Origin of the sequence: Geobacillus sp. TFV-3 (assembly GCF_009901865.1) — a bacterium.
Classification (GTDB): Bacteria; Bacillota; Bacilli; order Bacillales; family Anoxybacillaceae; genus Geobacillus; species Geobacillus thermoleovorans_A.
On record NZ_MPSP01000001.1, the window covers coordinates 3125561 to 3150850 of the forward strand.

Here is a 25290-nt window from a genome sequence, read left to right on the forward strand (position 1 = left end):
GGGTTTGAAAGCGCCATCCTTTCCCTGCTATCGCCGTTCCGTCCATGAAAGCGAGGTGTCTCGATGTTTACCCCAGAACAAATCGCCCAGTTCTCCGAGCTCGATTACGCCATTTACGACTATGTGATGAAACATTCGCATGAAGTCGCGTACATGCGCATCCGCGAGCTCGCTGAAGCCGTCCATGTCTCGCCGCCGACGGTGCTCCGCTTTTGCAAAAAGGTGGGCTGCGAAGGGTTCAGCGAATTTAAAACAAAATGGAAGCTGTATTTGCGTGAAACAAAGCGAACCGCGGTCATCAGCAGTCAAGAGGCGCTTGCGGAATTTTTCGAGCGGACGCTGACCGCCGATTACGAGCAGACCATTCTCGATGCGGCAGCCGCGATCGCCCGGGCGGATCACGTCATTTTCGTCGGGTCGGGCAGCTCCGGCATTTTGGCTGAATACGGCTCGCGCTATTTTTCCGCCTTTCAAAAGTTTTCGGTCTACATCAAGGATCCGTTCTTCCCGATTTACGGCCATTATTTCCACAACTGCGCTGTCATCGCCTTGTCGGTGTCTGGAGAGACGTCCTATACGCTCGCCCAAGTGCACCGGTTCAAAGAAAACGGCAGCACGATCATCAGCATCACCAACCGGAAACATTGCACGCTCGCGAACATCTCGGACTACAACTTGACATACTACGCCACGCCGGAGCGGATCGGGCAGACGGACGTAACGACGCAACTGCCGGTCGTCTATTTGCTTGAACGGTTAGCGAAAGAAATGTATCGGCTGCTGGGACGGAAGACGGAAACGATCGGAAAGGACAGCAGCTCAACCGTTTGAGCCCAGCTCTGCTGATCGCGGCAACGCCATCGCCTTGTTGTTGGCCGCATCTACTATTACTAAACCGCGCCTGATGGGAAAAGTAAAGGGGATGGCGCTCGGTTGTAACAAAAGGAGACCGAAAGGCAATTGTTTCTAGATTATAACAGTATGTTACATAAACAAGAATATATGTTCCTTTTTGTTGATTCTCTTACATTGACTTACTGTAGCCAAAGCATATACAACCGATGTTTTTTAGAATCACTTTTTAACCAACACGTCAAGCGATGGCCATCCCTTTTCTGCCATCGCTTGTCACTCCGTATGACGTTACAGGTGAATGCTCTCATCCATGACCAATCTCTGCAGAATCCTTTGTGGATCTGGATTGAGGAAACGAATCCGTGCGCCTTGGAGAAGTCCATCCGACAGTTTGAACAGGACCACTTTCACATACTTCAACAAAAAAACGCCTGTCGCGTCGGCCGGGTCAGCTTGCGGCCCCCAGCCCCCCTTTAGCAGGCGTTCCGATGTAGTGAACGGACATACGCAACGCCCAACCGAATCGGGCATTCACTTCCATCAGAACAGCTTTGACGATTCGGAACAGCCACAGGCCTCTGATCACAGAGCCGTCGGCTTCTCTCGTTTCTTCATACTACCATTAGGGAAATCGTTGCACTTGGATGTATACAGATTACAATGGTCTACTCTCTCTACGTTCCTTTATCAAACCAATGAAATTAGTGATGACAAGAAAAGTAGAAATGATCCACGCAGTGCTGCTAATCGTCTCCCCCGAAATCAGCTTGTACAAAATAAAAGAAAGAACCGACAGAATAAATATAACATTCATCCACTTCATCATTTCACGCTCCACCTTTTATTTTCTTACTCATGTCGCAATGCTTCCACAGCAGGTTGTTTCGCTGCTTTATTTGCAGGAACAAACGAAGCTAAAACACCTAGCAGCCCGCTAAACAGGATAAGAAGTACAACTTGAACAAAACTAAACTGAAAAAGATCCAAATTACTTTTTTTCATTACCGTCGTTACAACATAATTTGCTGCTTTTCCCACCGCGATCGAGCCTAAAATTCCAAATACTCCCCCAATAACGCCGATCAACATTCCTTCTGTGACAAATATGCGGCGAATATCTGAACGAAAGGCGCCAAGTGCTTTTAAAATCCCAATCTCGCGAGTTCTCTCTAAAACGCTCACGTATAAGACAATCCCAATCATAATGGAAGAAACGATAAGCGATATGCCTGACAACATTCCCAATGCAATGCTTGCTAAGGAAATATACTCATTTATTTCATTTTGACTTTCCTCGTCTGTTTGTACTTTATATCCCATCTTCTTAATCTCATTCTTTAAAGGCGCTATATCCTTCATGGACGATGGGATAATGGTGAAGGATAGAGCACTTGTGCTATTGCCTATCGATTCTTGCATAATCTTTTGTGACAATCCATAAGAAATCCCTACAGTATCGAGCAGAGGGATAGGATTATTTTTTACCACTCCTACTACCGTCGCATGGACGTTAACTGTCGGATAAATCTCTTTTAAAGACATTACCTGTACAACAAGCGAAACATGTTTCCCCACAGCCTCTTTAGAATCTTTAAATAGTTTCTTGGCTATACGCTCAGGCAGCACAATTTCATCGCTTTGATCATCTGGAAACCTTCCTTTCACGATATATTTTTTTCCATATATGATCTCAGCATATTTTCTAGGAGACAAACTTTCAGCTGATGATGTAGCTTTCGCTCCTTCTTTCGTTTTTATACTTATTTGAAACGGATTGTACGGATATATATCCCTTACTCCTTTGAGTTCCCTCAATTGAGCGCTGTCGTTCTCGCTCAAAACTGCAAACTGTTCATTTGCTACACTTAAGGAGGATTTTGCTGTCGCTTCATCTATGGAACTAGATAACTTTTGTTTTACGCCGTTGCCTAAAGCCATTATGATCGATAATCCAAAAATTCCGATTGATGCACCTATAGCGGTTAAAATATTTCTCCACTTTTTATTTTTTATATTTCGAAATGACAGTTTGCAAGTGGTAAACAAGTCTAGTTTTTTGCTTTTGTTTCCTATCGACTTGTCCACATCTTCAACTTCTGTTGCATGTGCAACATCCTCATTTTCAATAATTTTCCCATCTCTCATCCTTATGATTCTATCAGCAAATGAGACTAGCTCTTGAGAGTGCGTGACAACCAGCACCACTTTGCCTTGTTGTGAAATTTTCTTTAGTATTTCCATTATACGTACTGAGTTTTCTGAGTCTAACGCTCCCGTTGGTTCGTCTGCTAATATAATGTCGGGATCGTTGGCTAGCGCTCTCGCTATTGCTACACGTTGCTTTTGTCCTCCACTCAACTGATTAGGGAGATAATTCAATTTATCCTCTAATCCTACCATATTTAGAAGCTCTATCGCTCTTCTTTTTCTTTCTTCTTTCGATTTCCCTAATAAAGTCATGCTCATCTCTACGTTTTCCAGAGCGCTTAGATGAGGAATAAGGTTAAAACTTTGGAACACAAACCCGATCTTTTCTCGTCGTAAGCATGCCCATTCCTTTTCATTGAATTTCCGAACATTGATCGACTGAAAAATGTATTCACCATCATCCGCATAGTCTAACCCGCCAATAATATTTAATAAAGTCGATTTTCCACATCCTGACTCCCCTAATAAACAAATGAGTTGCCCTTTTTGAAGATGCAAAGAAACTCCTTTCAACACCTCAATGCTTTCATTACCTAATGTATAGTACTTTTTTATATTCCGAAGAATGATCAATGATTTCCATTCCCTTCAACTTAAAGATTTCCGTTTGGACAACTTATAAAGAAATAACCCAAAAAATATCAAAACTAAAAAATATGTTATTCCTTCGAAGAAAAGAATCACATATTGAAAATATCCCCCAATGTTAATGGACACATAATATATACCTCCAAACCCTGCTGCTATTGACATAAATACAAACACTATATTCAGAATACCGAAAACTTTTATAAACTTCTTCTTGAGAATCTCTCTTTCATCAAAAAGAACTTCTTCGCCTCTTCCTAAAGCCAATTTCAGAGATTTCTCGTATAAATTAGGTATCTCAACAATGTTCGATAATATCCAGTAACCGTCTAATTTATAAGTAAGAGTCATGACAAAAACACCCTTAATTTACATTTTATAGAAATAATGTTGTATCGATACCATGTAAAACTATAACAAAAAAAAAAAAAAAATCAACACTTTTTAATGTAAAATTATCTATAAAATAATAATATTAACTTAATAGGTTAATATATCCATACCCGCAACATCACATTCTCCAAAACTCACATTCCACTTCCCGAGTTTGCTCCCTGATCGAAGGAACAAAAGATTCAGCGGTATTGGCGCAACTCGCCAAAGGGCGACTGAAACAAAAAATCAGAAAGCTGCAGGACTGACGCGTGATTTTCATCCCCGGGTGGAGGGCAGACCGCTGCCCATGGACCTTTTCTGTCACCATTCATGACTGCATATCGCTTTGCACCTAAATGACATCATCCATTCCCCATCCTTGTTGCCCTGCCCGCCGATCAAAAGAAAAATCCCCGCCAACAGGCAGGGATGCAGAGCGTCCGCTATGATCAAAAAATTTTCCCCGGATTGAGAATGCCGTTCGGGTCAAACAATTGTTTCAACCGTTGCATCCAAACGACGGCGTCTCCTTTTTCTTCACGCAAAAACGCCCGTTTGCCGATGCCGATGCCGTGCTCTCCCGTGCACGTGCCGCCGCGCGATAAGGCATAGCGGACGATATGGGTGTGCACCTGTTCAATCCGCGCCATCTCCTCCGCATCGTTCGGGTCAAAGGCAAGCACCGTATGGTAGTTGCCGTCGCCGACATGGCCGAAAATGGCGGCGGTCATCTTCTGCTCGTCAACGAGCCGGCGCGTATCGGCGATCGCCCCTGGCAGTTCTGACAAGGGGACGCACACATCGGTCGACAGCATCGCCTTGCCTGGATACGCCGCTTGAATGGCGAACGCCGCATGATGGCGCGCTTCCCATAGCTTGGCGCGGGCGAGCGAGTCGGTCTCGACGATAAACGAAACAGCCCCCTCCGCTTCACACAATTCGTTGACAAGCTCTGTTCCGTCCTCGACGCTTGATGGGCTGCCGCTCAGTTCAATAAACAACGTCGGCTTCACCGGATAATCGGTTTTTTTGTACGCATTGACCGCGGCGATCGTCGCTTCGTCCACAAGCTCGATTTTTCCTGGGCCGACGCCGGCCTTCAACACCGCAAACGCTGCTTGCGCCGCTGCCTCAAGCGATGGAAAGCACACTTTGATGGCGTTCGTCGCTTCCGGAATGCCGTGCAGGCGGACGACGAGGCGGGTGAATACGCCAAGCGTCCCTTCCGATCCGACGAACAAGCCGGTCAAGTCATATCCGGCCGACGATTTCACCGCCAAGCTGCCCGTCTGAATGACCGAACCGTCAGCGAGCACCACCTCTAATCCGAGCACTTGATCGCGCATGACGCCGTATTTCACGCAGTTCGTGCCGCTCGCGTTCGTCGCCGCCATGCCGCCGATCGTCGCGTCCGCCCCTGGATCGACCGGGAAAAACAGTCCGTATCGCTTCAGCGCCTCATTTAACTGCAACCGCGTCACTCCGGGTTCGACAATGGCGAGAAAATCGTCCGGGCGAATGTCGATGATGTTGTTCATCAACGTCAAATCCAAGCTGATGCCGCCCGCAACCGGGATGACATGCCCTTCCAAGCTCGTGCCGGCGCCAAACGGCGTAACGGGAATGCGCTGTTCGTTGGCAAACGCCATCACCCGGCTCACTTCCTCCGCCGTTTTCGGAAACACGACGACATCAGGCGCATGTGGCGCATGGTAGGCGATGCCTTTGCTGTGGTGTTCGAGAACCGTTTCATTGATGCTCACCCGCTCGCGGTCGCCGATCAACGCAAGCAATGATTCATATAGATTCATCGTTCTCCCCCTCACCCGATCGGATCAAGCGGCGCGATCCGCCCATGCGCCGCCTTTTCTCTAGTAAAGATGATTGAATCGCGGAAATCAAATGGTTCTCAAAAAATCGCCCCGCTTTGTCAGCCCCAACGAACGAATGAAACGGGCGGGAGAAGCCGTTGTTTGCCGACCTTTCAGGCGACCCGCCCGGATGGAATGATCCGTTTTCTAGTATCGCAACAGCGTTTCGATCCCTTCCGCAATGCGCTCGGCGTTTGGCAGCCAGTCATCCTCGACCGACGGCACGGGGTATGGCGTGTCGTAACCGGCGATGCGCACGATCGGGGCCGAGAGAGCGAATAGCGCCCGCTCGCTGATTAAGGCCGCCACTTCGGCGCCAAACCCGCTCGTTTTCACCGCTTCATGGACGATCATCACCCGCCCCGTTTTTTCCACCGAGGCGATGATCGTGTCGATATCAAGCGGCTGCAGGCAGCGAAGGTCGAGCACTTCGGCGCTGACCCCTTTCGCTTCCATCTCGGCGGCGACTTTGGCGGCAAGCGGCACCGTCGCCCCCCAAGCAATGATCGTCACATCGTCCCCTTCTTTCACGATGCGCGCCTGGCCGAGCGGAATCGTGTACGGCTCTTCCGGCACCTCCATGCGAAACGCCCGATACAGCTTCATCGGCTCTAGAAACAGAACCGGGTCTTCATCGCGAATGGCGGAAATGAGCAGCCCTTTCGCATCGTACGGATTGGACGGCATGACGACTTTTAAGCCCGGGGAATGGGTAAACAGCGCCTCAAGCGCATCGGAATGCAATTCAGGCGTCCGCACCCCGCCGCCGTACGGGCTGCGCACAACGATAGGGCATGCAAACCGTCCGGCGGAGCGGAAGCGGATGCGTGCCGCCTGGGCCGCAAGCTGGTCCATCGCCTGGTACACAAACCCAAGAAACTGAATTTCGGCAATCGGCCGCATTCCGTTGATCGCCAAACCGATTGACGTGCCGATAATGCCCGATTCCGCAAGCGGCGTATCAAACACACGCTGGTCGCCAAATTGCTCAAGCAGCCCGTCCGTCGCCCGGAAGACGCCGCCGTTTTCGCCGACATCTTCGCCAAGCACGATGACGCGCGAATCGCGCTCCATCTCCTGGCGCATCGCTTCATTGATCGCTTCAATCATCGTCAGCTCGGCCATTTATCTCACCCCGCTCCGTTGTTTGCGCCGCATCACTTCTTCTTTTTGCTCGGCAAGCAATGTTGGCGCCTCGCTGTACACGTAATCGAATACATCGACAATCGAACCGGCCTTGCTGGCGATGGCCGCCTCGTACGCCGCCGTCACTTCGTCATTCACTTGGGCGACAAGCGCTTCTTCTTGCGCTTCCGTCCATAATCCGCGCCGTTCCAAAAGCACTCGCAGACGGTGAAGCGGATCTTTCGTCCGCCATGTTTCAACCTCTTCCGGCCGCCGGTATTTCGTCGGATCGTCCGCCGTCGTGTGCGGCCCAAACCGATAGGTGAGCGCCTCGATCAACATGGGACCCTCGCCGCGGCGGGCGGCTTCGACCGCCTGTTTCATCACGTCATACACCGCCAGCACATCGTTGCCGTCAACGAGCACCCCTTTCATTCCGTAAGCGAGCGCTTTTTGCGCGATCGTCCAGCTTGCCGTCTGTTTCCGGTACGGGACGCTAATGGCGTACTGGTTGTTTTGGCAGAAAAAGATGACCGGCACGTTGTACACCGCGGCAAAATTCATCGCTTCATGAAAATCGCCCTCTGACGTCGCGCCATCGCCAAAATACGCCACCGATACTTGCGATTCGCCTTTCAATTTCGACGCCCACGCGCAGCCGACCGCGTGAAGCGTCTGCGCCGCGATAATGATTTGTGTCGGGAAAATGTTCAATCCTTCCGGCATCCGTTTCCCCGACAGACGGCCCTGCACATAATAGAAAAACTGCTCAAGCGGCATGCCGTGCATCAAACAGACCGCCACTTCGCGGTAGCTCGGGAAAATCCAGTCGTCTTTTCGAAGCGCAAGGGCGCTGCCGATTTGCGCCGCCTCTTGACCGCTAAACGGGGCATACGTCCCGATCCGACCTTGCCGCTGCATGCGCAAAAGCCGCTCATCAATGACGCGCGCCCGCCGCATTTCCCGATAGGCACGAAGCAGCCACTCATCGGAAAACGCCGCCAATTTCTCCTCGTCGCCGTTTCCATTTTCATCGAGAATTTGCACGATCTCGACCGGCAATTTGTCCGGGTCAAACATCCGGTCCCCTCCTCATTGTTTTTTCCATCAAGGCCCAGCTGCTTTTCTTTGGCGCTCGCTCTCTCCCAACACGAAGACATGGCCTCCTAACCGCCCGCCGGTCACCTCACGTCCAACAACAGCACTTCCGGATTTTCCAAATAGTGCGCCACCGTCCGCATAAACCGCCCGGCCGGCTCGCCGTCAATGACGCGGTGGTCAAAGGTGAGCGACATCCCCATCATATCGCGGATGACAATCTCGTCGCCGACGACAACCGGGCGCCGTTTGATCGCATGAGCCCCGAAAATTGCCACTTCCGGGTAGTTGATGATCGGCGTCGCAAACCAGCCGCCGCCCGCGCCGGTGCTCGTGATCGTAAACGTGCTTCCTTGCAGCTCCTCAAGGCGAAGCGCCTGGCGGTGCGCTTTTTCCGACAGCTCAGCGATCTCAACGGCGAGCTCGCGGATCGATTTTTGATCGGCGTCACGGATGACAGGGACGACGAGCCCCGCTTTCGTCGCCGTCGCGATGCCGATGTGATAGCGCTTTTTCAGCACGATTTCATTCGTCTCTTCATCGAGCGAGGCGTTGAACATCGGATATTCCTTCAGCGCCCTTGTCACCGCTTTGATGACAAACGGCAAATACGTCAGCTTGATCTGCTCTTTGGCCAGCTCGCTGGCAAGGCTCTTGCGAATCTCGACGAGCTTCGTCACATCGACCTCATCCATGCCAGTCACGTGCGGCGCCGTGTATGCCGATTTCACCATTTTTTCGGCGATCTTTTTGCGCAAGCCGCGAAGCGGGATGCGCTCTTCTTCTTCAAACACCGCGTCCAAGCTCGCGATGGACGTCCATGCGGCTATACTCGCCTGCCGCCCTCCGGCCGCGCTGCCGGTCGGCAGGACGTCTCCCTTCGCTTCGCTCCTTGCCGCCACCGCCGCGGCCGCTTCCCGCTCCCTGACATACCGCTCCAAGTCGGCGAGCGTCACCCGGCCGCCTTCTCCCGTTCCTTCCACCTCATCGATCGGAACGCCCAACTCCCGCGCCCGCTTGCGCACCGACGGCGCGGCGATCGCCCGCTTGCGCGAAGGACGCGGCGCTTCTCCATGAGCAGCAGGCACAGGCTCCCGAACCGAATCGTCGGCTGACACCTCTTCGACCGCAACCGCCGCCTCGGTTTCCACCACAATCAACGGCTCTCCAACCTTGACCGTCGCTCCTTCCGGCCCGGCAAGCGCCACCACTTTCCCAGCGACCGGCGTCGTCATTTCGACCATCGCCTTATCCGTTTGAATTTCGGCGATCGGCTGGTCGGCTTTGACCACATCCCCTTCGCGAATGAGCCAGCGGATGATTTCCGCTTCATGCAGCCCTTCGCCGATGTCCGGCAATTTAAATTCGTAGATCATGTGATATCCCCTTCCCCTTGTATTCTCATGTATGGATGAACGCCTTGAACGATGCCTATGTTGATGGTGCCAAATGGGAGATAACGGATGTGAAGCGCTTACAAAAATGGATTTCTACAAAAACAAATGAATATTCTAAATTTTTGAATCTACAAATTTTATGATAGTATACATATCATCTCACTGTCAACTCGATGGGAGCCAAACTTGTTTCATTCTTTTCGACAATCATCGGCGGTCATCGACATTATTGCAAAATAACAAAAGATCACTAAGGAGGAAATGGACATGCGTATTGCCCGCATTCATCACATGGCCATCATTTGTTCAGGCGATGAACGGTCGAAATGGTTTTACACCGAAGAAGGTTGCGAAATATGAGTTCCATCTTCTTTGCCTATATGCATCTTTGAACGCTCTCCCACCTACGCTTGCGCTTCGAGGTGGGAGATTCTTGGGAACCCTCGCCCTACGGCAGGCTGTTCACCAAGCCATCCCCGTGCGTCCCACGGTTGGGCTGCCTTACAAAGACAGCAAACGAAGCCCTTCCTGCAAAATATTTCGGGCGGCGTTCTCGTCCCGATCATGTTCGGCTCCGCAGTTCGGGCACACCCATTCGCGGATGTCGAGCGATTTCACCTCAACATGCCGGCGCCCGCAGCACGAGCACCATGGGCTCGATGGAAACGTGCGGCCGACACGAACCAACGTCCGCCCGTACCATTTCGCTTTATACTCGAGCATCCGAAGCAAGCGCCCCCACGCGGAATCCGAAAGGCGTTTGGCCAACTTGCGATTCTTCTGCATGTTCTGCACACGCAAGTCCTCCACGCACACCACTTGGTTTTCGCGGATGAGGCGGGTGGACAGTTTGTGCAGGAAATCGTTCCGACAGTTGGCGATTGTCTCATGAAGCTTGGCGACTTTCAAGCGGGCTTTGCGCCAGTTCGAACCGCCCGGCTTCCGGCGAGCCATCCCCCGCTGCCAGTACGCCAGCTTTTCTTCATATCGGCGCCAATACTGAGGGTGTTCGATCTTCTCGCCCGTGGAAAGCACCACCATATGTTTCAACCCCAAATCGACGCCCACTTGCTTGTCCGTTGGAGGCAATGGAGGAATCTCCGTTTCCACGAGAATGGAGACAAAATACTTCCCTGTTCGGTTTCGGCGAATGGTGGCGGAGAGAATGCGGCCTTCCACCTCACGGCTTTTGGAAAACGCCACCCATCCGAGCTTCGGGAGTTTCAACCGATGGCCGTCCACTTCGATCGATGGGCGCCCTTTCTTTGGGTAGTTGCACTGGGCGGTGTACGACTGGTTCGGGTGTTTTTTGCTTTTGAAGCGGGGAGCGTTCGCCGTTCCATCGAAGAATCGGTCCAACGCCTCGGCCAACTGCTGCCATGCATTTTACAAGGCGGTCGAATCGGGCGCTTTCAGCCACGGGAGCGTTTGCTTCAATGCAGTCAACCGCTTGGAGCACTCGTTATCGCTAAGCCCCACCCCTGTTGTTTCATACGCCTGATTCCATTCGAACAAAAAGTGATTGTACACAAACCGGCAGCACCCAATCGTTTGGTGAATGAGCTCCACTTATGTTCGGGTGGGATGCAACCGAAAGCGGTAGGCTTTGTGCATGACCTTCCCTCCCTCCTTTCAGAACATTTGTTCTACCCTCTATTTTACACCTTTTGTTCGTTGAAGGCAAGAGAGAGTGATGGCGAATGCCGATTCATCCCCCACTTCCGCTCACGCGTAGAAGTGGGGGTCTTCTCGGTTTGGAATGATAAAAAACTACCTCATACGGTATAGATTGAACATTCGAAATATTTCATTCAAATGATCGCTCACTATAAACGTCTTTTAAGAAAACCAACTAACTTCATAGTCGACCAGACAATAACAAACACCACAACATAGATCGTTATAAAAATAACGACGCCTTTCAAAAAAAGAAGGGAAATGCCTTTCCATCCTTCTTTAAACCAACTTATACACAAAAGGCACACAAGAAATGCAAAGAATGCAATGTGATTTTTTTTCATAACTACTTCCTCTTTAGCTCTCCACCAAAAGTTTGGGTTTGGCTGCGTCAGAACTTGTCCTTCTTACGTCATAAGTAAAGTTCATTTTGGATACAAGTCTATACAAAACATTTGGTATATTGTGGTAGTAAACCTCCTCTTTCAAACTTTAAAATCATAAGTAGATAAAGTACCATTATCTCGGAAACCAAACGTCCTTATCTCTAAATCCCACTTGAAGTCAAAGGGCATAATATGAACCGCCCAAATACCATCTGGTTTTTCTAAATGAAGAAAAAAAGAAAAATGTACAATTGAAAATACTTTTTGTATAGCTTTTTTCTGATCAAGTTCTATCTTAACTCCAAAAATCGCTTCTCCATGCGGGTGATGCCATATCATTTCAACAAATCTATCTGTTTTTTGCACATTTGAAACAACGCAATGAACAATACAATATTTATCAAGTGGAGTGAAGACTTTTTTTATATCTAAAGGATTGCGATCACTATCAAGCTCGGCACAGCTATTTACACTACACAACTTAATAACGACCACCGCCAATTAATTTATGAAGTTTATTTTCAACCTTCGTTATGCCGTTGTCAATTGCCTTCCCTACTTTAGTGCTGTCAAACCATTTTTCTACTGCAGCGACTTTGTTCATGCTCCCGACTACATAACTTCCTGCGAAATATCCCGCTATCGTTCCCTTGGCGGCCCCTTTTGCAGTTTCGGACGCCACTTTTCTTTCTAACATAGTAAATCCTGTAGTTGCAGCTTTATACGCTCTCACTCCATTGCCTATTCCACCTGTAGCCATCCCAACAATGTTAGAAATCGTATTACTCCTCAAATCGTCCGCTATAGAACTGACTACCCAATGCGCAACTTTTTGTATTTTGTTCATCGTATCCCTCCTAGCGAAAAATTAATTCCCAAAATAATCATAAAAAAAAAAAAAAAAGCATATGTCAACTCTTTTTTTAGAATAAATTGTGCTAAAATGAAGGGCGACAAGAGCGAAAGGGGAATGATCATGGTTCGATTTACGACGATCGGCACAAACTGGATCACCGAGGCGTTCATTGATGCCGCGCGGTTGGTGGACTCGTTCGAACTCGCCGCCGTCTACTCGCGGACGGACGAGACAGCGAAGCGATTTGCCGACAAAGTCGGGGCGCCGCGCACATTTACCGACTTACAGAAGCTGGCCGAAAGCCGTGACATCGATGCCGTCTATATCGCGAGCCCGAACGCATTTCATGCCGAACAGGCGATTTGGCTCATGAATCACGGCAAACACGTCTTATGCGAAAAACCGCTCGCCTCCAACGCCAAAGAGGTAAAGGCGATGATCGACGCGGCCGAGCGAAACGGCGTCGTGTTGATGGAAGCGATGAAATCAACGCTCATGCCGAACTTCGAAGCAATCCGCCAGCACATACATAAACTCGGCCGCATCCGCCGCTATGTAGCGAGCTATTGCCAATATTCATCGCGCTATGACGCCTATAAGCAAGGAACGGTGCTCAACGCCTTCAACCCCGCTTTGTCCAACGGAGCGCTTATGGATCTCGGCGTCTACTGTCTGTACCCGATGGTTGTCCTGTTCGGCAAGCCGAAGAGCCTCAAAGCGCAAAGCGTCAAGCTCGAATCGGGGGTGGACGGCGAAGGAACGATCGTCGTGGACTACGGAGAGATGGATGGGATCGTCTTTTACTCGAAAATCGCCAATTCCTACTTGCCGGCGGAAATTCAAGGGGAAGAAGGAAGCATGATCATTGACGCCATTCATACACCGGCAAAGGCGGAAATCTGCTACCGCGACGGGCGCGTCGAGGACATCACCATGCCGCAAGACAAACCGCCGATGTATTATGAAGCGGAAGAGTTTATCCGTTTGATCGAAAACGGAGAACGCGAATCGGCAACCAACTCACACCGCCATTCGCTTTGGACAATCGAGCTGATGGACGAAGCGCGAAGACAAACCGGCATCGTGTTCCCAGCCGATCAACGATAAGCAAAAAAGGTTCCACATCGGCTCAAGCCAAGCCGGTTGGAACCTTCTTTTTGCCTAATAGCGGTTTCCCGAACATCCAGGGCGGCGTGGTTCCCGCCAGCGGGACCGGAACAGGTTGCCCGCATCGTTCCGGCCGCCGGGCAACCCCTCGTGTTCGTCCACCAACGTCCTAGCCGCTCGCTTTCACCCGTTTTCGTCAATATTGCAGTCTTGCCATATCGCCTTTATTCCCCTGTCTCGGCAAACCGGCGGATGCGCGCGCCGATTTCATCGCGGACGCGGCGGAACACAGCGAGTTTCTCCTCTTCCGTCCCTTCCGCTTTCGCCGGGTCGTCAAACCCCCAATGGACGCGCTTCACATGCTTTGGTGTGACCGGACAATGATCAGCTGCATGGCCGCACAGCGTCACGACCAAATCGGCGCGGTATAAAATGTTCGGGTCGATGACGTCAGACGTTTGGTTGGAAATATCGATGCCGACTTCCTTCATCACTTTCACCGCATTTGGATTGAGTCCATGCGCTTCAATGCCGGCGCTGTGCACTTCCCATTCCTCGCCGAGGATTTGTTTCGCCCAGCCTTCCGCCATTTGGCTGCGGCACGAGTTGCCGGTGCATAAAAAGTAAATGACTTTTTTCTTCATCGCTTCATTCGACCTTTACTTTGATGTGGGAGTGACAGAGGAAAAATACTTTCGCTGAAACACCAATGCTACGTTGACAAGCGTGAGCATCACCGGCACTTCAATGAGCGGACCGATGACGGCCGCAAACGCCGCGCCCGAATGGATGCCAAACACGCCGACCGCCATGGCAATGGCGAGCTCAAAGTTGTTGCTTCCCGCCGTAAACGCAAGCGTCGTCGACACCGGATAGCCGGCGCCCAACTTTTTCGCCAAAAAGAAGGAGACGAAAAACATCAAAACAAAATACAGCAACAACGGAATCGCGACCCGGACGACATCAAGAGGCAAGCTGACGATCATATCGCCTTTGAGCGAAAACATCACGGCGATCGTAAACAAGAGCGCAACGAGCGTCAGCGGGCTGATTTTCGGCACAAACACCGTTTCATACCATGTCCGCCCTTTCGCTTTCACAAGCCAAAACCTTGTCGCCATGCCGGCCAAAAACGGAACCCCTAAGTACAGGAACACCGATTTCGCCACTTCCGCCATCGTGATATTCACGATCGCCCCTTCAAGTCCAATCCACTCTGGAATCACCGTGACAAACACATACGCATACAGCGAGAAAAACAACACTTGAAAGAGCGAATTGAAGGCGACAAGCCCTGCCGCATATTCCGCATCGCCGCGCGCCAAGTCATTCCAGACGATGACCATGGCGATGCAGCGGGCGAGGCCGATTAAAATCAAGCCGATCATATACTCCGGCTTATCCGGCAAAAAGACAATCGCCAACAAAAACATAAGAATCGGACCGATCACCCAGTTTTGCACGAGAGACAAAACGAGCACTTTGACGTCTTTAAATACCCGCCCCATCTCCTCATAACGAACCTTCGCCAGCGGCGGATACATCATCAAAATCAACCCGATCGCAATCGGAATCGAGGTTGTTCCGACTTGCAAGCGGTTCAGCCCGCCAACAACCTGCGGAAACCAAATCCCTAAACCGATTCCGAAAGCCATCGCCAAAAAAATCCATACCGTCAAATACCGATCTAAAAACGACAACCGTTTTGGCTCACACCAATCCACCATGTTTCACCCCGTTTAAAAAAATCAGCACCCGCAGCGGGACGCCGGATTCGCTGTCTCGATTTTGCGAATGTTTTCATCTTGATCCGGGACGTATGACAACACCGCTTGCAGCAGCGGGTAATATTCACTTTGCGTCCGGAGCGAATAATACACCCACTGCCCTCTCCGCTCCTCTTGGATCAGCCCGGCATCTTTCAATTTGCGAAGATGCTGGCTGATCGCCGGCTGGCTGGTCGAAAACACCTCAAGCAGCTCACACACACAGCACTCCCGCTTATTCAAAATCGCCAAAATCGTCAGCCGCGTCGGATCGCCGAGCAGCTTCAACACCCGGGCTGTCGCTTCCATCTCCATTGCGAGTTGCGGCATATAACCCCTCCATTCATCATCACATAATTATTTGCTTATAAAAAAACGAACATACATCATGGAAACAGTCACGACGACCAACGAAATTGTTTCTGTCAATCAGTATATAATTAAATGCTTATATAAGTCAATAACGATATACCTACAAAAGCAAGAAAAGCGAGCGTGCGGCATTTTTCCGCCGCACGCTCGCAAATGTTCCCTGCTCTCTGCCCGCCGCCAACACGCTCTAGTCCATTCGTTTTTTCGCCGCCGACAACAGATCGATCGCCTTCGTCCCCACCCCGACAAACGTCTCCAAAATCGCCTGCGCCCCGACGATCGAAAAAATAAAAATAAACAGCATTGCAATTGTCGGGATGAATAAATACCCAAGCGCGAGAAACATCGCACTCCATACACCCGCGCACCAATAACAATTCAGCAAATAACCAAATTTCGATTTCGGCACTTTCTTGATTTCCGTACTCCCGTCCTCGTGTTGAATTTCCTCTTTTTTCATAAATTCCTCGTGAATAGAATCTCTGTAACATAATCCTATCTTCATTCATCTTCCCCCCTTATTCGTGCAAAAAATACAAAAATAAACAAACTTAAAGTAGCGTTTATTAATAACATAAGATGAACAGTAAGGGAAATGTATATTGTGAAAAAACTAAATAATAAAGTAGAGACTGATGTAACAACATTAATTAATTGCATTAGCTCCCTCTTGTCCCTTGTTTTATTTTTCTGAAGAAAAATCGTATTTATATAAACATTTATGCTCACACCTAGAGTGATAATAGTACTCAGTACTATAACTTGAAAAATAAGGGAGACATCAATATAATATATCGCCATGAAAAAGACAGTTAATACAAAGTAAAAGAGAGGAATATACTTACTCCAAATCCTATCTTTCAGATATCTCAGAAATAAAATATTCATTATTCCTGGTAATACAAATGGAATAAAAGATAACCTGATCATGCCTGCCTCATTAAATCTTTCTACTAAAGATGGTATCCATAGAATCGGAATGGATGATATAAGCCCAACAAATAGTAGCAAAAATAAACTATTTACTTTCTTTTTACCTGCAATAGCAACCTTGCTATACGAAAAACCGTGTTCAACATTTACACTTGCCATGACTAAAAACAAAATGAATGATAAGAAAATGTATATACTTAAAGGAATACTAAAAATGAAAGCCCCTACTCCAAATCCTATAAGTTTCGCTAAATTCCCAACTATACTGATTTTAACCATACCGCCAAATAAGCGTTTCTCCTCTTCGAATATTTTTCTTTCTAAACTTCTTCCAACATACGAAGAAGAGAAAAATGAAATTGCGTATGCAACTAATAAGATAATTCCTTGATCTTTTAGAAAAGATGACAAAAAAAATAATATCAATAAAAGAAAGCTTGTAATTGCACTAATAAACCGAGAATGTAAAGTTGAAAATTTTTTTATATAAGAGAAGTCAATAAAAATGAAAATGCTAATAATTGAATTTATAATTATAACCCAAAAAGGGGAGATGTGCGAAATAGATACAATTCTAGTTATCGTGTATGAATAAAGAATACCAGATAACAAAATTAAAAATAAGTATAGTAAAGCAATAAATTGAATTTCCTTAACATATCTCATAATACACATACACTCTTTCCACTTCTTGTGTTTTTTTGAATTCTTCGTACTCTAGTATGTGACTGAAAAAAAGACAGATGCATCCTCCCCATCTTCCGAAACATATAGCTCATAACCATCCTTGAATTTTACTAATATTCCATAATTAAAATCTCTAAAATAGCTAACCATTGTTTCTAAAATAGATCTTACTACGTCATCCATATCACTCTGATAAGTATACTTAACAACTTCTAAGAAAAAAAGAAAGAAAATGAACAATCCCTTTCAAAGTAGATTCGAAGTATGTCGGCTTGAACATTTCGAGGAAGTTCGACATTCTTAGGTAAATATTCTTTAAATATAATCATAAAGCGGTCGAGAGATTGAATGACAAATTTTTCAAAAATTTCATCCCTAGAATCAATATACATTGAGTACACATGCAAGTAAAAGCCCCCCATGGCTAGCACCTTTATGTAGCCATGGAGGTTTAACTTACCAGTCATAACAAGTTGCTTTAGCTAACCCATGGTGCTAGTTGAGCATCAGAGCTCAACTAGCACCACCGGATAAAATTCCATATTATTGCCCTTGAACCAATTCAAGCGGAACTGGGATAAATTTGTCCACTTTCTCCCCTTTATGAACACGAATGGCTGCTTCTACAGCCTTTTCGCCAATTAATGCCGGCTTTTGCGCGACGGTTGCCGCCATTTTGCCTTCTTTCACCGCTTTGACCGCATCATCTGTCGCATCGAACCCGACCACAAGGACGTTGTTCATTCCATGCGCCTGCAAAGCCTCCAACGCCCCTAATGCCATTTCGTCATTATGGGCAAAGACCGCTTGAATGTCTTTATGGCTTTGCAAAATGTTTTCCATGACCGACAATCCTTTGGCCCGGTCAAAATCAGCCGCTTGTTTGGCGACGACTTTCATATTGGCTGCTTTGTCAATCACTTGGTGGAATCCTTCTCCGCGTTCACGGGCTGCTGACGAACCAGGAATCCCTTCCAATTCCACAATGTTTCCACCGTTTTTCAAATGATCGACGATAAATTGCGCCGCCATTTTTCCTCCAGCCACATTGTCGGAGGCGATATGGGCGACCACTTTCCCACCGTCCGCGCTGCGGTCGACCGTAATGACCGGAATGTTGGCGCTGTTGGCTGATTCAATCGCAGAAGTGACGGCGCTTGAGTCCGTCGGGTTGACCAAAAGCACATCGACGTGTTGTTGGATCAAGTCTTCAATATCGTTAATTTGTTTTGCCGAGTCATTTTGGGCATCGACGACAATCAATTTTGCCCCTTCGTCCTTGGCGGCTTTTTCAGCCCCTTCTTTTAAAGTGACGAAGAACGGGTTGTTCAAGGTGGAAATGGATAAACCGATTTTGACTTCTCCATCCTGTTTCGTTTTCCCTTTGTCGCTCGATGCGTTGTTTTGGTCGAGCGAACATCCAGCCAACACGACTCCCGCAAGCAATAATGCAACTAACAGCCCTACTGCTTTTCTCATTTGGATTCCCCCTTGTTTTTTGATAAAATCTATCATGCTTCTTTGCGGCGGTCTAACAGCACCGCAAGAAGAATGACCGCTCCTTTAATGACTTGCTGGTAGAACGATGACACATTGAGCAAATTCAATCCATTGTTCAATACACCGATAATCAGAGCGCCGACTAACGTGCCGAAAATCCAGCCTCTCCCTCCTGACAAACTTGTGCCACCTAAAACAACGGCCGCAATGGCATCCAACTCGTACGCCGTTCCCGCTGTCGGCTGCGCGGAATTCAATCGGGAGGTTAAAATGAGCCCCGCCAAAGCGGATAACGTCCCTGTTAGCGCATACACATAGATTTTGAGCCGATCAACGCGAAGTCCTGATAGACGGCTCGCTTCTTCGTTCCCGCCAATCGCATACGTATGACGGCCAAAGGTCGTCTTTTTCAGGACGATATACAACACGATATAGACGACGAGCATCAATATAATCGGTACGGGAATGCCGAAGAAATAACCGCGCCCCATCATCTGAAACAGGATGTCATCAGACGCAAACCCTGTAATCGGACGCCCGTCCGTGTAAACGAGAGTCAAGCCGCGAAATGCGGTCATCGTCGCCAGTGTGGCGATAAAAGGGGCAACTTTTCCTTTGGTGACCAAGACTCCGTTCAAGACGCCCATGGCCATGCCTGCTAATAAGCCGATGAATATCGCGACAAATCCGCTGACCCCTTGCGCCATCATTCCTGCTGTGATGGCGCTTGATAACGCCAACACCGAACCGACCGATAAATCAATGCCCCCCGTTAAAATGACAAACGTCATCCCAAACGCAATCAGCGCGTTGATCGATACTTGCCGCAGAAGATTGAGCCAGTTGTCCATTGTCAAAAAGTCATCGCTCAACACGGAAAGGGCTATACATAGCAAAAACAACCCAATCAGAGGCCCTAGTTTTTTCACATCCCATTTTCGCTTCGTTTCCATTATCGATTCCCCCCTGTCGCTGCGCGCATGACGGTTTCTTGATCCAAGCCGTCGTTTTCCAAGATCGCCTGCACTTTCCCTTCATGGATGACCATGACCCGGTCGCTCATCCCTAATACTTCCGGCAATTCGGAAGACACCATCATAACGGCAACACCTTGAGCGGCCAATTCATTGATGATGTCGTAAATCTCCTTCTTTGCCCCGACATCGACCCCTCGGGTTGGTTCATCCAAAATGAGGATGCGCGGGCTCATCGCCAGCCACTTGCCGAATACGACTTTTTGTTGATTTCCGCCGCTCAATGCTTTCACCGGCAAATCTGGGGAGGAGGTTTTAATATTCAACAGATGGATGTATGTCAACACCACGTCCCGCTCTTTCGATGACTGGACGAATCCCGCTGCCGCCAATTGCTCCAATTTCGGCAAAGTCAAATTCTCATGGACGCTCATGTCGAGAACGAGCCCTTTTTGCTTTCGGTCTTCGGTAATCATGGCGATGCCATGTTCTACGGCTTGGCGCGGAGACCGGATGCGCACAGGGCGCCCGTCGATATAGATGTTTCCTTCATCGAATGATCTGGCGCCGAAAATCGCTTCCATGATCTCGGTTCGCCCCGATCCCATCAGTCCCGCCACACCAAGCACTTCACCGGCTCGCACGGAAAACGATACATTCTCAAACAACCCTTTTTTCGTGAGCCGCTCTACGCGCAGCCGTTCTTCCCCGATCGCGACATTCCGCTTTGGAAAGCGCTCCCCGATTTGCCGACCGACCATCATTTGCACAATTTCATCGAAGTTCGTTTCCTTGACTTGTTTCGTGCCGATAAACTGGCCGTCCCGGAGAACCGAAATCCGGTCGCAAATGGCAAAAATCTCTTCCATTCGGTGGGAAATGTACACGATCGCGACGCCTTGCTGCTTCAATGTGCGAATGACAGAAAATAAAGCCTGAATTTCGCGCTCGGTAAGCGCCGCTGTCGGTTCATCCATAATGAGACACTTCGCATTCGTTGAAATGGCCCGCGCAATTTCGATCATTTGCTGCTTGCCGACGGACAACCGACCAGCGAGCTCCCGCGTGTCGAGCTCGATTCCTAATCTCCGCAAATGGGAAGCGGCTTGTTTCTCCATTTCCTTATGGCGAATCAAGCCGGTTTTTCCGATTTTCGGCTCGCGCCCAAGGAAAATGTTTTCAGCCACCGTCAATGTCGGAATGACGTTCAACTCTTGATGAATGACGACAATGCCGTCGCGTTCCGCCTCTTTCGGATGGCGGTAATGCACTTCGCGCCCGTTGACAACAATCGTTCCCCCATCCCGCTCATAAATGCCAGTCAACACTTTGATGAGCGTTGATTTCCCCGCTCCGTTCTCTCCCATCAACGCATGCACTTCTCCAGGGAGCACCTCAAAATCAACGCCATTGAGGACGACGTTGTCGCCAAACGACTTTTGAATCGACCGCATTTCAATCAAGGGCTTCATCGTTTCTGCCCTCCTTTTCCTTTCTATGAAAAACTCACACCAGAACGCAGAATGATATTGGCATAGGGAGTCGCCTCCCCAGTGCGAATCACCGCTTTCGCCTGCTTTGTCATCTCTTTGAAATCTTCATGGGGGACAAATTGGACAGGAACATCCCCCATTCTTGCCTTGATGCTTTCGTATAGGTCCGGATTCTCGCTCTTGATCTCCTCAGCTAGTACGATTTCCTCAATTTCCAGCTCATCAACAATCGCATCCAAAACGGATAAGAAGGGCGGGAACCCTTTGACGATAGACAAGTCGATGCGCGCATGTTCGTTCGGAATCGGCAGCCCGCAATCGGCAATCACGATCGTATCGGTGTGCCCTAGCGAGGCAAGCAGCGTGTTCAATTCTTTATTCAAAATCCCTCGTTTTTTCATCACTGACTCTCCCTCTGTTTGAACAAAAATGACTCGACCTCTTGCCGTCTCGGCATCCCGGCCTGCGCCCCGAGTTTCGTTACCGACAAAGCCGCGGCCGCATTGGCGAACCGACACGCTTCATCAAGCGGCTTCCCTTCCGCGAGCGCCACCGCGAGCGCCCCGTTAAACGTATCGCCCGCGCCCGTCGTATCGACGACTGGAACTTGGAAACTTGGAATGAGCCGTTCTTGTCCTTCTTGCCAAATGCGCACCCCTTTTGCCCCTTCGGTGACGATGAGCCGATCGACAAACGCTTCTTCGTCCATCCCGGCAAACAAAATGACCCGCTCATGTTCGTTGGGCGTCAAGAAACTCGCTTGCTCGAGCACCGACGACGGCAACGGCTGGGCTGGAGCTGGGTTGACGATGATGCGCACGCCATGGCGCTTGGCGATGGCGACCGCCCGCTCGACGACCGGAATGGGAATTTCGAGCTGCAATAAACAAACATCGCTTTTGGCGATCGCCGATTCGCACTCGTTAATATCCTCTATCGTCAGGGCATGGTTCGCTCCCGGCACGACGATAATTCGGTTGTCTTGTTCAGAAATCGTAATCGAAGCAATGCCTGTATGTTGATGTGTAACCGGTTTCACACAGTCGACGGAAATGCCTTCGTTTTGTAACGAACGGATGAGCTCTTGACCAAACGCATCATCCCCAACCGCGCCAATCATCTGCACATTGGCGCCGAGGCGGGCGGCGGCCACCGCCTGGTTCGCCCCTTTGCCGCCGGGAGTGGTGAGAAACTGTTCGCCTAAAATCGTTTCTCCCTGATTTGGAAAGCGTGGTGCCACGGTGACTAAATCCATGTTGATGCTGCCGATCACCGTAATAACTGGTTTGTTCACGTTCGTTCCCCCCTTGACGTGGACTCGCGCACCATCAGTTGAACCGGAAGTTGATAATGGAACTTCTCAAGCGGCTTCCCCTCAATTTGTTTAATTAAAATTCTTGCCGCCATGGCGCCCATTTCATAAATGGGCTGAGACACGGTCGATAGTTCGGGTGTTGTCATTTCCGTCAGCGGGATGCCGTCATAGCCAATAATCGCAATATCATCCGGAACGCGCAGCCCGCATTGCTGAACCGCTTTCAATGCGCCGACCGCCATCACGTCGTTGCCGGCAAAAATCCCGTCGATCTCATGATCGGCCAACGCGGCCATCACCGCTTCCTTCGCCTGCTTCAACTGGTAATTGCCTTGAATGACGAGCTGCCGATCTCCCAACCCCAGCGCCTTCATTTCATCTTGATAGCCGCGAAAACGCTCTATGGCGTTCACCACGTGGGTCGGTCCTTGAATATGGGCGATCCGCCGGCAGCCCACTTCATACAAATGACGCGTCGCTAAACGGGCTCCCTCGTAATTATCCGCGACCACCGACGGATAACGTTCATGCAGCGAACGATCGAGCACGACAATCGGAACATCCCATTCCTCGACTTCTTCCGGCGCGAACTGATTCGTGGTCAAAATGACGCCGTCCACGTATTTTTGCTTTAACACCTCGATATATTCTCGTTCTTTTTCCGCCTTCTCATCGGAGTTGCATAAAATGACGGTATAGTCATAAATATTCATCACATCTTCCACCGCGCGAACGAGCTCCGGAAAGAACGGGTTGGTGATATCCGGGACAATCAGCCCGACCGTTTTGGATGTTTTTTTGAATAGCGCCCTCGCCACCTCATTCGGTTTGTAATTCAGTTCTTCCATCGCCTGTCTGACTCGCTTTTCTGTTTCCTCATTGACGTATCCGTTTTGATTTAACACCCGCGAAACGGTGGCGACGGATACACCTGCACGCTTTGCTACATCACGAATTGTTGCCATGCTCGCTTCCTTCTTTATCTGTATATGTGTAACCGGTTACACATAGTATATCCTATTTTTCGTGCGCCATCAAGCAATTTTTTGAGCACATCCTCAGGAATGTGTACGCTCTTTTCCATGCAAGCCGTATTGTGATTTTCCCTCGATTATGGTTATCATAAGAATGGAAAGGCATACGATAAAAACAGGACATTGGCAACGGCCAATGCCCTGACCAACACGCACGGTGGCTGCAAGAAGTGCAGCGGCCCAGAAGCAGGCAGAAGCAACCCACCCTTACCTAGGCCGAGCAGGTTGGGTTGCTTTTCTTTTGATACTGCAATGACTGCCACGATCAGCGATGCAAACGAAATCATTAACGTCAGTGCCTCCGCAACAGTCATCATCCAGCAGCACCCCCTTTCATCAAGGGAGTCGCCACTGCCCACCCTGCGTAAACGGTGCATATGTATTATACCACGTCCGCTCTTAGCAACAAATATGTATTGGGAAATTCAGGACGTTTTTCCATAATACAAAAAACCCCTTGCCTGACGCAAGGAGTTTTCTTTGCTATTCTTTTTCCCATCGTTCACTCGCTTCATCCGCCCGTTTGGCGGCCACCATCATGCTCATGATGACAAGCATCACGAATGAACCAACAAACATTCCAGCAATAAACGCGGCCATAGGCATCTCTCCCTTTTCTCCAAAACTGGTTATTTATCATTCTTTCCTTTTTCGTCTCGGCCTATACATGGGGAGAGTTTGTTATGATCATATGCCGCGATGGAGCGAACGATGCCTTGCTTTCAGCCAACGGCGACAAACAAAGACGATCACCAACGCAATCAGCGCCCCGCACGAGTCAATCGCCACGTCTTTCGGCGTCGCCGTCCGCCCCGGTTCAAACGATTGATGCCACTCGTCGGTTGCCGCATACACGGTCGCAAACAGCCAAGCACCGATATACGACGCCCGCCTCGGGAACAGCGCTCGCCAGACCAACACAGCCAAAATGCCGAATTCGGTCAAATGCGCCGCTTTACGAATAAGGAAGTTCAAGAAAGAAGGACCTTCCTCCTCCCCACCGCCAAACGGCAAATACGAGAGAATCACTTGCAGAACTTGAGCGGTATTCGCTCCAGTGAACCACGAAGACTCGCTAAACGTGTAAATGACTAAACACCAGAGGATGACGGGAAGCCAGCGGGAGAGAAAATCTCTCATTGTTTTCACCTGCCAACAACCTTTTTGCCAACAAAACAAGGCACTCCAAACCATGAAAGCAAAGAGCCTTGTTGGCTAAACCCGTTACCATCATAACAAGGATGGGTAGTATTTTTCCATTTTCTTTTTCTACAAGCCGCAGGAAAACAACCATCAACCATTGCTTTCAAATCATCTGCTCGTGAGCTTAGAGAAGAGTTCTTCTCCGTCCCAAACATCCTTCTCTTTCAGCCATTACCCCTTTAGGGGAGATTCTCTCCCTGTTTATGTTTTCATGAACAAGGGTATAGTAGTAAAAGAAAAATCTGTACATTTTTTCTGGCCAGCATTATAATTTTTAGAAAGGAGAATCAATGAGGTGATCGATATGCCCTCCGCTTTGGAAACGAAAATGAAGGTGACACTGTCTTACACTGAACAGGCCAACAAACCGGATAAGGATCTTTCATTTGCCGAATTACGGAAAAAAATAGCCAAACCTTCTCCCTTTGGCAAAAAATTAGTGGACATCTACAAACAAGGACGGTAGCCGA

General features: G+C 49.1%; 23 protein-coding genes and 3 pseudogenes. 3 read left to right on the forward strand and 23 right to left on the reverse strand.

Annotation, left to right across the window (positions count from 1 at the left end; all coding sequences use genetic code 11):
- Positions 1-63: 63 nt before the first annotated feature.
- Positions 64-831, forward strand: coding sequence for a MurR/RpiR family transcriptional regulator (locus BJQ97_RS15865; protein WP_160157317.1), 768 nt, complete (start codon positions 64-66; stop codon positions 829-831).
- 312 nt (positions 832-1143) lie between these two features.
- On the opposite strand, the pseudogene BJQ97_RS18260 reads toward BJQ97_RS15865, so the two are convergent.
- The 10 genes and pseudogenes from BJQ97_RS18260 to BJQ97_RS15910 all read right to left on the reverse strand — a co-directional run.
- A pseudogene (locus BJQ97_RS18260) lies at positions 1144-1368 on the reverse strand (IS1634 family transposase); the annotation flags it as partial.
- A 336-nt stretch (positions 1369-1704) separates the two neighbouring features.
- On the reverse strand, positions 1705-3636 hold the full coding sequence (locus tag BJQ97_RS15870; protein ID WP_160157318.1) for an ABC transporter ATP-binding protein/permease: 1932 nt from the start codon (positions 3634-3636) through the stop codon (positions 1705-1707).
- 15 nt (positions 3637-3651) lie between these two features.
- Complete coding sequence (locus BJQ97_RS15875; protein ID WP_160157319.1) at positions 3652-4002, reverse strand: hypothetical protein; 351 nt, start codon at positions 4000-4002, stop codon at positions 3652-3654.
- A gap of 473 nt (positions 4003-4475) precedes the next feature.
- Entirely contained in the window at positions 4476-5837 is a 1362-nt protein-coding gene (locus BJQ97_RS15880) for an FAD-binding oxidoreductase (RefSeq protein WP_160157320.1), read from the reverse strand.
- Positions 5838-6044: 207 nt separating this feature from the next.
- On the reverse strand, positions 6045-7022 hold the full coding sequence (locus tag BJQ97_RS15885) for an alpha-ketoacid dehydrogenase subunit beta (protein ID WP_160157321.1): 978 nt from the start codon (positions 7020-7022) through the stop codon (positions 6045-6047).
- Positions 7023-8102 (reverse strand): pyruvate dehydrogenase (acetyl-transferring) E1 component subunit alpha, encoded by a 1080-nt coding sequence (pdhA, locus tag BJQ97_RS15890; protein WP_160157322.1) that lies wholly within the window; start codon positions 8100-8102, stop codon positions 7023-7025.
- 101 nt (positions 8103-8203) lie between these two features.
- Positions 8204-9496, reverse strand: a complete 1293-nt coding sequence (locus tag BJQ97_RS15895) for a dihydrolipoamide acetyltransferase family protein (protein WP_160157323.1) — start codon at positions 9494-9496, stop codon at positions 8204-8206.
- A gap of 522 nt (positions 9497-10018) precedes the next feature.
- Positions 10019-11086, reverse strand: a pseudogene (gene tnpB, locus BJQ97_RS15900) (IS200/IS605 family element RNA-guided endonuclease TnpB).
- A 593-nt stretch (positions 11087-11679) separates the two neighbouring features.
- A complete protein-coding gene (locus BJQ97_RS15905) occupies positions 11680-12060 on the reverse strand; it encodes a hypothetical protein (protein WP_156133423.1) in 381 nt (126 codons plus the stop codon).
- A 1-nt stretch (position 12061) separates the two neighbouring features.
- Entirely contained in the window at positions 12062-12427 is a 366-nt protein-coding gene (locus tag BJQ97_RS15910) for a hypothetical protein (protein WP_160157324.1), read from the reverse strand.
- Between the two features lie 129 nt (positions 12428-12556).
- Here BJQ97_RS15910 and BJQ97_RS15915 point away from each other — a divergent pair, with 129 nt between their 5' ends.
- Positions 12557-13543, forward strand: coding sequence for a Gfo/Idh/MocA family protein (locus BJQ97_RS15915; protein ID WP_160157325.1), 987 nt, complete (start codon positions 12557-12559; stop codon positions 13541-13543).
- 224 nt (positions 13544-13767) lie between these two features.
- Here BJQ97_RS15915 and arsC read toward each other — a convergent pair whose 3' ends face one another.
- From arsC to BJQ97_RS15980, 13 genes and pseudogenes are all read right to left on the reverse strand, one after another.
- Complete coding sequence (gene arsC, locus BJQ97_RS15920) at positions 13768-14187, reverse strand: arsenate reductase (thioredoxin) (RefSeq protein WP_160157326.1); 420 nt, start codon at positions 14185-14187, stop codon at positions 13768-13770.
- Positions 14188-14202: 15 nt separating this feature from the next.
- Entirely contained in the window at positions 14203-15270 is a 1068-nt protein-coding gene (gene arsB, locus BJQ97_RS15925; RefSeq protein ID WP_160157327.1) for an ACR3 family arsenite efflux transporter, read from the reverse strand.
- A gap of 21 nt (positions 15271-15291) precedes the next feature.
- Positions 15292-15639 (reverse strand): ArsR/SmtB family transcription factor, encoded by a 348-nt coding sequence (locus BJQ97_RS15930; protein WP_160157328.1) that lies wholly within the window; start codon positions 15637-15639, stop codon positions 15292-15294.
- Positions 15640-15868: 229 nt separating this feature from the next.
- Positions 15869-16156 (reverse strand): annotated as a pseudogene (locus tag BJQ97_RS15935) (DUF1360 domain-containing protein); the annotation flags it as partial.
- A 26-nt stretch (positions 16157-16182) separates the two neighbouring features.
- Positions 16183-17280, reverse strand: a complete 1098-nt coding sequence (locus BJQ97_RS15940; protein WP_160157329.1) for a hypothetical protein — start codon at positions 17278-17280, stop codon at positions 16183-16185.
- A 564-nt stretch (positions 17281-17844) separates the two neighbouring features.
- On the reverse strand, positions 17845-18780 hold the full coding sequence (gene rbsB, locus BJQ97_RS15945) for a ribose ABC transporter substrate-binding protein RbsB (protein ID WP_160157330.1): 936 nt from the start codon (positions 18778-18780) through the stop codon (positions 17845-17847).
- A gap of 32 nt (positions 18781-18812) precedes the next feature.
- Positions 18813-19757, reverse strand: coding sequence for a ribose ABC transporter permease (gene rbsC, locus BJQ97_RS15950; protein WP_160157646.1), 945 nt, complete (start codon positions 19755-19757; stop codon positions 18813-18815).
- A complete protein-coding gene (locus BJQ97_RS15955; RefSeq protein ID WP_160157331.1) occupies positions 19754-21247 on the reverse strand; it encodes a sugar ABC transporter ATP-binding protein in 1494 nt (497 codons plus the stop codon). Before BJQ97_RS15955 ends, rbsC begins: the two co-directional genes overlap by 4 nt.
- A gap of 23 nt (positions 21248-21270) precedes the next feature.
- Complete coding sequence (gene rbsD, locus BJQ97_RS15960; RefSeq protein WP_160157332.1) at positions 21271-21669, reverse strand: D-ribose pyranase; 399 nt, start codon at positions 21667-21669, stop codon at positions 21271-21273.
- Positions 21669-22562 (reverse strand): ribokinase, encoded by an 894-nt coding sequence (gene rbsK, locus BJQ97_RS15965; protein WP_160157333.1) that lies wholly within the window; start codon positions 22560-22562, stop codon positions 21669-21671. The genes rbsD and rbsK overlap by 1 nt, the downstream gene beginning before the upstream one ends.
- Positions 22559-23548, reverse strand: coding sequence for a LacI family DNA-binding transcriptional regulator (locus tag BJQ97_RS15970; RefSeq protein WP_160157334.1), 990 nt, complete (start codon positions 23546-23548; stop codon positions 22559-22561). The genes rbsK and BJQ97_RS15970 overlap by 4 nt, the downstream gene beginning before the upstream one ends.
- A 155-nt stretch (positions 23549-23703) precedes the next feature.
- Positions 23704-23934 (reverse strand): putative holin-like toxin, encoded by a 231-nt coding sequence (locus tag BJQ97_RS15975; RefSeq protein WP_160157335.1) that lies wholly within the window; start codon positions 23932-23934, stop codon positions 23704-23706.
- A gap of 370 nt (positions 23935-24304) precedes the next feature.
- Positions 24305-24757 carry a VanZ family protein gene (locus BJQ97_RS15980; protein ID WP_160157647.1) on the reverse strand — a complete coding sequence of 151 codons (453 nt, stop codon included), beginning with the start codon at positions 24755-24757 and terminating at the stop codon, positions 24305-24307.
- Positions 24758-25115: 358 nt separating this feature from the next.
- On the opposite strand from BJQ97_RS15980, the gene BJQ97_RS15985 reads away from it, so the two are divergent.
- Positions 25116-25286 carry a hypothetical protein gene (locus BJQ97_RS15985; protein ID WP_157068373.1) on the forward strand — a complete coding sequence of 57 codons (171 nt, stop codon included), beginning with the start codon at positions 25116-25118 and terminating at the stop codon, positions 25284-25286.
- The last annotated feature ends 4 nt before the right edge of the window (positions 25287-25290 follow it).